This window comes from Mycobacterium kyorinense (assembly GCF_002101735.1).
GTDB lineage: Bacteria > Actinomycetota > Actinomycetes > Mycobacteriales > Mycobacteriaceae > Mycobacterium > Mycobacterium kyorinense.
This window is the reverse complement of record NZ_LQPE01000165.1, coordinates 1-8,890: the sequence shown is the minus strand read 5'-3', so window position 1 is coordinate 8,890 and position 8,890 is coordinate 1. Positions and strand designations below refer to the sequence as shown.

Below are 8,890 nucleotides of genomic sequence, written 5' to 3'. Positions count from 1 at the left end.
ACGTCGCGGGCCCAGCCGAAAACAACCAGCCCCCAAGCTGATTGGCGCTGCATGACCCAATACGGGTCAACTCTTAGAACAGCGCCGCGAGTACCGCCGACGCGGCGCGTGGATGAACTATCGGCCTCAGGCCCACGAGCTGGTCGAGGCCAAGACCGAACAACCGTGGTTGAAAGTCGTTCCGGGGCATTGTCTGCAGCAGACGTTGATGGACCTGGACCGAGCGTGCCGCGAGCATGGCACGTTTCGGGTCCATTGGCGCTCTGGGAGGCGGTGGGCTCCGTCGTTCCGGTTCCCCGAGGGCAACAAGATGGAACTGCAGAAACTGAATCGGCGCCACGCGAGGGTGAAGCTGCCCAAGCTGGGGTGGGTGAAGTTCCGGGCATCGCGCAGCCTGGAGGGAGAAGCTATCCGCTCGGCCACCCTGTCGAGGGAAGGCAAGCATTGGTTCGTGTCGTTCCTCGTCGAGGACGGCATGAGCACACGCGAAGAACACGGGGCACCCGGCACGGCGGTGGGGGTCGACCGTGGCGTGGTGGTGGCGGTGGCCACCAGCGACGGTGAACTGATCGACCAGACATTCGTCACTGACGGTGAACATCGCCGCGCGGTAGCTCTGCAGCGCAGGCTGTCGCGCGCGGCCAAGGATTCGGCCAACCGTGCCAAGACCCGGTCGAAATTGGCGACGCTGCGGGCTCGTGAGCGTCACCGCCGGCAGGACTTCTGCGTCCAGACGGCCGCCCGGTTGGCGCACACCAACGCGGTGGTAGTGGTCGAAGATCTCAAAACCCGCAACATGACCCGGCGGGCCAAGCCCGTCGAAGATCCCGACAACCCCGGCCAATACCTTCCGAACGGGGCCGCCGGCAAATCAGGCCTGAACAAGGCCATCCTGGGAAAGGGGTGGCATCGGTTCGAACAATCGTTGACCTCTGTGGCCCGCTACAGCGGGACACAGGTGATCAAGGTCCCGGGAGCATTCACCTCGTTACGGTGCTCGACATGTGGGCATGTGGACCCGAAAAATCGTGAGAGCCAGGCGGTTTTCCGGTGCACCAACTGCCCACACGGACCCGTGCATGCCGATGTGAACGCCGCCAAAAACATACTGGCCGCAGGGCTTGCGGTCACCGCCTGCCGAGCAACCACCACACCTCTGGGTGCGGTGGTGACGTCGACGCAGGAACCAGCAGGAAACCGCGAGGAATTACTGCTCCAACCCACCCAACAGGTTGGAATCCCCCGGCTTTCAGCCGTAGGGAGGACGTCAATGGTACGCCAATTTCCAGTGGGCCGAACGGCCTTAGACGAGCAATTCGCCAGTTGTACCGAAACCTCATGCCCCGCAAGCAACGACGGAGTACGGAGCATGTGAAGGATTAACCGATGACCGATGCCTACGCGCAGCCGCAGGAGGTTGACGATGTGCTGCTGGCTTTCCCCGCAAGGCTGGGCGAGCTGCTGCCGCCATCGGAAGTGATCCCAGCCGACTACCCGCACCGGCACGAATGGTTGCGATTTCAGAGCATGTGGTTCGCCGGTACGTTGCCAGCGGACTGCCAGCTCGAAGCGGTCGAGGGCGTCGACGCCGCGGTTGCGGGGCGGCATCTTGAAGCGATCCAGCGGTCTTTCGAACCGAAGCACGAGCACAAGGCGGATGCTGTTGCTTGGTTGGCGAGTCGGTGGTTCCTGCGAGCCAGTACACCGGACAGCTCCTACAGCTGCCCTGAAGTAAGTCCCCGGGCAAGTCGATGACGGTGACAGCGGATTCCGAAAGACATGAGCGACGGACCGAACTCGATTGGGCAAGCGAGTTCGTCGGCAGGCTCCCGGAGCTTGGCCGCCAATCAGCCCTCAATCCAATGAAACTCATGAGTCAGGAAGTGGCCAGGGCCGGGGCGGGGGCCGATCTCTCTAGCGTCTCCCACAACAGGCGGCGGCGCGGCGGGTGCCTGCCTGTGTCAGGAATCGTGACGAGGTCCCGAGTAGTCCGGTAGACCCTTGTGGGCGGTAATCGGGTTGCGAGTAAACGAGAATGAAGCTTTGGGTAGATGATCTACGGCCGCCACCTGATGACACCTGGGTCTGGTCGAAAACAAGCCAGAACGCCATCGACACACTGATGTTGGCCGGGCTGGGCGAGATTACGGAAATTTCGCTTGACCATGACCTTGGCGGCGACGACACCACAAGGCCGGTTGTGTTGTGGATGTGCGAACACAACAGATGGCCCGAAAACGTTGGCATCCACACGGCGAATCCAGTAGGTCGCGAATGGCTCGCGGGCATGGTCGCCCGCTACAAGCCCGACGAGTCGTAAGTAAGTCATGTACCGCGGAGAGCGCATTGTCCGATATTCGCCTGCGGCGCAATGGTATTGGGCAATCGTTCCGGGTGTTCTGTCGGGAGTTGACGTTGCCTGCCGGGGCGGGCTTCGCGGTCGGAGGTCAGGGTTTGTGGCGCGGAGTGCTGCGGAGGTCGGTACGTGCCCCCTGTCCTGGGCGCTGCCAGTTGTCGACCGTTTCGGGTAGCCAGCCGAGGTGGTGGATGTCTGCGCCGTCGGTCAATTCACCGTCGGGTTGTGGCAGTCGGCCCTCGGCGTGGTAGCGGCGTACGGTGCTGTGCGCGAGGCCGCGGCGGTTAGCGAAACCGCGCAACGACAGCAGCTTGATCACGCCTCGACTTTACAACACAATTGACTTTACAGCTATTATGCTGTAAAGTGCGCGGTATGCACAACCCGACTGCCCCTTTCAAAGCCGGCGACTACCTGAGCGCCGGCGACGCATGGCAGGACGCCGTCCACCGGCTTGAAGCCTTCGACGACGGCACGAAGGTCGTCGCGAAAAACGCCGTCATCGAGCTCATCGAGCTCCAGAACGGCACGATCACCTGCCACCAGGTGGCGGTGATCGCAAGAGCCATCGCCAACGCCCTGGAAGGCAACACCTACGGGGAGGTGCTGTGATGACGGTCGAAGCGTCGACTCACCGCACAACCGTCGAGTTCTGGCACCCCAGCTACAACGAGCCATGCGAGCACGGCCCACTGAGGCCCGATGATGCGTGCTGCGCAGAACACCGCATCCTGGTTACACCCGCTGGGCGCAGCGGCTGGCCGACCGACCTCAACGACCTTGGGTACCTGCGCATGCGCGCCTACACGGCAACGAACTGGTTCGACGTTCTCGAGGTGCTGGACTGGCGCGGCAAGCACGACCCGATGCGGCTGTCCCGGCGAGGTGTCGAATACACGCTCGTCATCGACAATGGCGGCCAGCCCCTGACGATAACCACCGACACGATCGCCTTCGTCGATGCGTAAACCCACCCTGCGCCAAATCGAAGCCCTAACCGCCGTCGCCGCAGGCCGCATCGAGTGGGGCAACGCCTACCCGGAAATCGCGCGGAGAGGACATGTCGCACCGCTGGTCTTCCTGATCGACGGCCACAGTGTCTACGGAGGGCAACACGCCACCTACTCGCGGTTGTCAGAGTTGGGCTGGATTGTCGAACGCACCGACCTGCTCCCCCTCAAGACCGTCCCCGCTCAGACGCGCGTTTCCCGCACCATTACCGGCGCCGAAACGCTCATAGAACTCCCCGAACACTCCGCCCCCGCCGACGACGGCTGGAGAGCCAACGTCGAACTCACCGATGCAGGTCGCGCAGCCCTACGCTGGGCAGATCGGCCGAGTAGGTGAGGGGTACCCGCAATCCGCGCGATCGGCGCCTGGATAGTCCGCCGCAGGTGAGGACTACTGAGTGATGGATGGCCCTAGCGTGAACTGGGAGCGCTGGATCAGCGACGTCGAAGACCTGCTCGGTCACAGCGCAGTGGGCGACTTGTCCCACGACGGCCATTCCATACACAGCTTCCAAAAGATGTGGAGAGCAGGATGGACCGCGCAAGCAGCTGTAGAGGCTGTGTGGGCAGGCAAGCCGCTGCGATGAACTAAACGGTCCAATATCGGTACGACGCAAGGAGATCCGACATCCCGATGGGCACAGTGAGCCAACTGCCGAGCGCAGCAGAGCCGATCCGCGAACTACACCGACAAATCGAGGAATTGGCGGCACACGCCGCCACTGCCTACATCCGCACGGCACCGATCCGAGTAGAGGACCGCAACGGATGGCCATGCCACATCTGGTACGAGTCGAAAGATATCAACGTCGTCTCGATGGATGGCTCAGTGGGAATCGAGCCGACCGAACACTTCGACTATTACCCCGACACAACCTTCTTCACCGGCCGCAACCAGGCCCGCGAGATCGCTCAGGCACTCCTTTCCGCCAGCGCATACGTGGCCGATCATCCACCGGCAGACGAAATGTCCAGTGACGGCGCGAATCGTCAACCAGGAGAGGAAATCCCGTGAGTATCTACGTACACGCGCCAGATGGCGGCGGCATTGCTGGCTCACTCTGTGAGCAAGATGGCGACTTGACCACCTTCCGAGCGAATGTCACGTGCCCTGATTGCGAAGACATTCTGGACGCCGCGTACTCAGCGAACGACTGGCCACGACTGATCCAAGGCTTCGAGCAGCAACTACGCGCACAGCAGGAGTTGTACGCGCGAGCCGGAGCAGCGCATTCGCGGTATTTCGGCAATGCCGTTTGCGACCTGACCTAACAGGCGAAGTCCAATGCCCAGATTAATGAGCGTGGCGCTGACCACCGACCAAGTCCGACGCCAGGAGAAGACGGTCACCCGTCGAGTGGGCTGGAGGATGCTCAAGCCTGGCGACTTGGTCACCTTGTGCCCAAAGGTTCGCGGCCGACGCGCGGGCGAGGCCCTCGAGCGGATCGTGACCGTCGAGATCGTGTCGACGCGTCGCGAACAACTCAACGCAATCACACCGAACGATGTGCTGGCCGAGGGCTTTCCGGGGGTGGCGCCGGCAGAGTTCGTGGAGTTCTTCACGTCGACGCACTCCGGTGTCACACCGGAAACGGAAGTGACTCGCATTGAGTGGACGTACCCGCGGGTCTGCCGGGGCTGCGGCTGCGACGACTACGCCGCGTGCGACACGATGCACGGCCCGTGCGCATGGCTGCACACCTACGACGACAACACCGGGATCTGCACCGCATGTGCGGTATCTGCTTGACCTACGAAACCGAGGCCTCAAAATCATGAGCGACGACGAACGCATCACGGCCGCCGAGGCTTTTCTAGCGGAGATACAGCACGCGGCACTCGTCGCTGAGGCTGAGGACCTGGCCGCCGGCATGCGTCATCTGTCCGTCGTGACCGGGGATCTCGAGTCCGAGGACGACGTCCGCCGGCTCGAGCAGCTGACCACCGCCGCCTGGCGTGGCCGTGACGGCGCCCGCCTTACGCGCTCCGGCGGCGGGAACGACTACGTCACCTTCTACGTCGACGGTCCAACAGCGGATCGGTTCGTCGAGGACCTCGCCCGACTAGCTGAAACGCTCAACCCCGGCTGGTGGCGGATCATCGACTCACCTCACCCGTTCTGAATTCGGCGGGACGGACGAAAGACGCTGAAATGATGGCCCGAGAGGATGTCGCCGAAACGATGTTGTGCGCGCGCTGCCAACCGAACCGAAAGATCCCGACCCCACGTGGTGTGGTCCCTGACCGCGTCCAGGGCCATGAACAGAACCGGCATAACCACGGATAGCGAAACCGTCAGCCCCAAAGAAACGAGGAGCCAGTCATGCTGACCATCGATTACGCGCTTGCCTACTCTTTCGTGGACCCATCGGACCCGGAGGTGCCATACCGACTCGAGTTCCGGTACGAGTACACCGAAGGTCAAGACCCCAGCATCTACACGAGCAATCCACCCGGACAGCTCTTCGCCGTCGTCAAAGGCGAGCATCCAGATCGTGGTAAAGCGATTCCACTTAGTCGCTATGGAGTGCGACTCAATGATGCGGATAGGGCCGTTGACCGCAACAACTGGCCGTGGTTCACGGAGAACAAGATTGATCTAAGTGTGATCCGCTCGCGAGTCCAGGCCGCCGGTTTGGCCTAAACAGAGGCTGCGCGATGGCGTCTCCGCAATAGCGTTGTGCAGCAGGAGGTTTCGGTGTCCGGTGATGGTGAGCAAGTCGGCCTCGATTTATGGCCACAGGAGCATGATCTGCCGCCGCGTTGGGATGGCCTGCCCGTGGAATGGGGCGAGTGGGAAGACACAGCAGGAGTATTCGTTTGTCCACCACCGCGCAAACCCGACCGCTGCGATCACTGCGACAGCACACGCGCGCCTTTAATCAGCGCCGGACGAATCTGGACCGATCCGAAGACGGCGCCGCCGGCGGTCGGCCAAGCGCGCTTTCGCCACGGCCGACATTTAGTCGGCAGCATTACCGCGTTCCGCTGCCCTGACTGCGGACACGACAGCGTGCTGGACCCAAACGGGCAGCATTGGGACCTCGACCCCACCGACTACACCGATGGCGGGTCTTGGGACAACACACGCTCCGAACGTCTGCAATAGGTGCCGTGTTGCTGCCATATTCGGCGGGCGCAACCGATCACACTCGCAAGATCCGCTCCGGCAGGAGTATGTCCGCTACCACGAAGGGGGCCAGATGCCCATCACCGGCGACGACCAAGTCGGAACAGTAGCTCCGAGCGCAGAAGGACGAGCAGATCTCGTCGACAAAGTGTTCGTGTACGCACACCACAGCAGCGTCCACGACGGCATCAACGTCGAGATTGAAGCTCCAGCGGGAACCCGCGTCACCGTGCACCTCCACGACGGCATCCTTGCTGACGTGACCTGACTTTTATCACTGTCGGCGATCCGGCGGTTGTGTAGGGCTGTGACCTGTGTCTTCGGTTGTGGCCTGGTGCGGATTTGTGCACTAGCCGGTGGGCCGTAGGGTGCCTGCGTGGCCTATGTGCGCACGGTGAAGACATCCTCGGGGGCGATGGCTGTGCAGGTCGTGTGGTCCTCGCGGCGCGGGTCACGCCGGATCGAGCATCTGGGTTCGGCGCATGACGAGGCCGGGGTGGCCGCTTTGAAGGCTGCCGCGGCGCAGCGACTGGCCGCCGGCCAAGCGCAACTCGACCTTGGCTTGGCCGAACGTTCGGCGGCCGAGCCGTTGCCGATCACGTCCTCGAAGTCGGCGCTGCTGTGGGAAGCATTGTGCGCTGCTTATGACAAGGTCGGGTTCGCCAACGTCGCCGATGGGGATGAGGCGTTTCGTCAGTTGGTGTTGGCCCGGATCATCGAACCGACCAGCAAGGCCGATTCACTTCGGGTCGTCGAGGAGACTGGGGTCGTCCCGGTGTCGTATCCGACGCTGAACCGCCGTCTGCCGGTGTTCGCCAAACCCGCTTTCCGGCAAGCGCTTTCGACCGCATGCGCTGCCCACGCGCAATTGGGTCCGGCCAGTCTGGTGCTCTATGACGTGTCGACGCTGCACTTCGAGACCGATGCTGGTGATGGGTTCCGGGAGCCCGGATTCTCCAAGGAAAGACGGTTGGACCCGCAGATCACCCTGGGGTTGTTGACCGATGCTGGCGGGTTCCCGTTGACGGTGGCGGCCTTTGAGGGCAATAAGGCAGAGACCGCGACCATGCTGCCGGTGATCAACGCGTTCAAGGCCGCTCACCAACTCACCGACGTCACGGTCGTCGCTGATGCCGGGATGATCTCGGAAGCCAACCAGGTCGCCCTGCACGCGGCAGGGCTGTCCTACATTCTCGGCGCGAGGATTCCGTTTTTACCTGATGTGGTGCGCGAGTGGCGCGACAAGCACTCCGATGAGGCGATCCCCGACGGCCTGGTGCTCACCCAGCCCTGGCCATCAACCAGCGGCGAGAAAACCCGCGGCATCCCGGACCGGATCATCCACTACCAGTACCGCCATGACCGGGCCCGGCGCACGCTGCGGGGGATCGATGAGCAGGTGGCCAAGGCCGAACGTGCTGTTGACGGGCATGCCCCGGTCAAACGTAACCGCTACATCCAGCTCACCGGGGCTACCAAGAGCGTGAATCGCACACTGGAGGCCAAGGCCCGGGCGTTGGCCGGGTGGAAGGGATACACCACCAACCTGGTGAGCCAACCGGCCACTTTCGTCATCGAGGCGTATCACCAGTTGTGGCGCATTGAAAAGGCGTTCCGGATGTCCAAGCACGACCTGCAAGCCCGCCCGATCTATCACCGCACCCGCGACTCCATCGAAGCCCACCTCAGCGTTGTCTTCGCCGCGATGGCGGTATCGCACTGGATCGAGCACCAAACCGGTTGGAGCATTAAGAAATTCGTTCGCACCGCACGCCGCTACCGTACCGTCACTATCCAAGCCGGCAAGCACACCCTGACCGCTGCTGAACCGCCACCACCCGACCTCGCCGAAATCCTCGCAAACATCCACAGCCTACGTGCGCACTAGCCTGATAAAAGTCGGGTACCACGAAGGGGGCCAGATGCCCATCACCGGCGACGACCAAGTCGGAACAGTAGCTCCGAGCGCAGAAGGACGAGCAGATCTCGTCGACAAAGTGTTCGTGTACGCACACCACAGCAGCGTCCACGACGGCATCAACGTCGAGATTGAAGCTCCAGCGGGAACCCGCGTCACCGTGCACCTCCACGACGGCATCCTTGCTGACGTGATCGTGCCGCAGTAACGCTCCACCGAACGCTGTTCGCTGGCCCGACGGGCCGGCCCGGGAATATCCGCTGTGGCTGTGATCGGGGCGCGGTAGTCGGTCACAAGTCGGTTTCGAGCTCGCTACGGGGCGGCGTCGTCGGAATCCGGTTCCGGCGGCTTGAGCACATCGGTTGTTAAGGTCAGGAGCACCCACCCCCACGACCCCCAGGGGCTGCCAGCTGTTGCGGGTTGAGTGGTCGGTAGCTGTCGGTGGTGTGCTGTAGGAACGGACGTATGAATCTGGC

At 62.7% G+C, this 8,890-nt stretch carries 14 protein-coding genes and 1 pseudogene; 14 read left to right on the top strand and 1 reads right to left on the bottom strand.

Features of this window, described 5'->3' with window-relative positions; all coding sequences use genetic code 11:
• Positions 1-91: 91 nt before the first annotated feature.
• From AWC14_RS24815 to AWC14_RS30110, 3 genes and pseudogenes are all read left to right on the top strand, one after another.
• Positions 92-1,375, top strand: a pseudogene (locus AWC14_RS24815) (RNA-guided endonuclease InsQ/TnpB family protein); the annotation flags it as partial.
• Positions 1,376-1,386: 11 nt separating this feature from the next.
• Positions 1,387-1,755: a hypothetical protein gene (locus AWC14_RS24810; RefSeq protein WP_084046950.1), complete on the top strand. Its 369-nt coding sequence runs from the start codon at positions 1,387-1,389 to the stop codon at positions 1,753-1,755.
• Between the two features lie 280 nt (positions 1,756-2,035).
• Positions 2,036-2,320 (top strand): cyclic-phosphate processing receiver domain-containing protein, encoded by a 285-nt coding sequence (locus tag AWC14_RS30110; RefSeq protein ID WP_083071621.1) that lies wholly within the window; start codon positions 2,036-2,038, stop codon positions 2,318-2,320.
• Positions 2,321-2,447: 127 nt separating this feature from the next.
• On the opposite strand, the gene AWC14_RS24800 is transcribed toward AWC14_RS30110, so the two are convergent.
• Positions 2,448-2,675, bottom strand: coding sequence for a hypothetical protein (locus tag AWC14_RS24800; protein WP_083071620.1), 228 nt, complete (start codon positions 2,673-2,675; stop codon positions 2,448-2,450).
• Between the two features lie 56 nt (positions 2,676-2,731).
• Between AWC14_RS24800 and AWC14_RS24795 the strand changes: the two genes are divergently transcribed.
• The 11 genes from AWC14_RS24795 (at position 2,732) to AWC14_RS24735 (ending at position 8,622) form a co-directional block, all read left to right on the top strand.
• Positions 2,732-2,968 (top strand): hypothetical protein, encoded by a 237-nt coding sequence (locus AWC14_RS24795; RefSeq protein ID WP_084046947.1) that lies wholly within the window; start codon positions 2,732-2,734, stop codon positions 2,966-2,968.
• Positions 2,968-3,324: a hypothetical protein gene (locus tag AWC14_RS24790; protein WP_139800153.1), complete on the top strand. Its 357-nt coding sequence runs from the start codon at positions 2,968-2,970 to the stop codon at positions 3,322-3,324. The genes AWC14_RS24795 and AWC14_RS24790 overlap by 1 nt, the downstream gene beginning before the upstream one ends.
• Positions 3,317-3,703 (top strand): hypothetical protein, encoded by a 387-nt coding sequence (locus AWC14_RS24785; protein ID WP_083071618.1) that lies wholly within the window; start codon positions 3,317-3,319, stop codon positions 3,701-3,703. The genes AWC14_RS24790 and AWC14_RS24785 overlap by 8 nt, the downstream gene beginning before the upstream one ends.
• 306 nt (positions 3,704-4,009) lie before the next feature.
• Entirely contained in the window at positions 4,010-4,381 is a 372-nt protein-coding gene (locus AWC14_RS24775) for a hypothetical protein (protein ID WP_142281833.1), read from the top strand.
• A 282-nt stretch (positions 4,382-4,663) separates the two neighbouring features.
• Positions 4,664-5,116: an ASCH domain-containing protein gene (locus AWC14_RS24765; protein WP_236723792.1), complete on the top strand. Its 453-nt coding sequence runs from the start codon at positions 4,664-4,666 to the stop codon at positions 5,114-5,116.
• Positions 5,117-5,141: 25 nt separating this feature from the next.
• Complete coding sequence (locus AWC14_RS24760) at positions 5,142-5,489, top strand: hypothetical protein (protein WP_083071614.1); 348 nt, start codon at positions 5,142-5,144, stop codon at positions 5,487-5,489.
• A 200-nt stretch (positions 5,490-5,689) separates the two neighbouring features.
• A complete protein-coding gene (locus AWC14_RS24755; RefSeq protein WP_085241486.1) occupies positions 5,690-6,010 on the top strand; it encodes a hypothetical protein in 321 nt (106 codons plus the stop codon).
• Positions 6,011-6,046: 36 nt separating this feature from the next.
• Positions 6,047-6,475 (top strand): hypothetical protein, encoded by a 429-nt coding sequence (locus tag AWC14_RS24750; protein WP_308010093.1) that lies wholly within the window; start codon positions 6,047-6,049, stop codon positions 6,473-6,475.
• Positions 6,476-6,569: 94 nt separating this feature from the next.
• Positions 6,570-6,764: a hypothetical protein gene (locus tag AWC14_RS28420; RefSeq protein ID WP_142281832.1), complete on the top strand. Its 195-nt coding sequence runs from the start codon at positions 6,570-6,572 to the stop codon at positions 6,762-6,764.
• Between the two features lie 108 nt (positions 6,765-6,872).
• Positions 6,873-8,384, top strand: a complete 1,512-nt coding sequence (locus AWC14_RS24740; RefSeq protein WP_031347622.1) for an IS1634 family transposase — start codon at positions 6,873-6,875, stop codon at positions 8,382-8,384.
• A gap of 34 nt (positions 8,385-8,418) precedes the next feature.
• Positions 8,419-8,622: a hypothetical protein gene (locus tag AWC14_RS24735; protein WP_139807247.1), complete on the top strand. Its 204-nt coding sequence runs from the start codon at positions 8,419-8,421 to the stop codon at positions 8,620-8,622.
• Positions 8,623-8,890 lie beyond the last annotated feature (268 nt).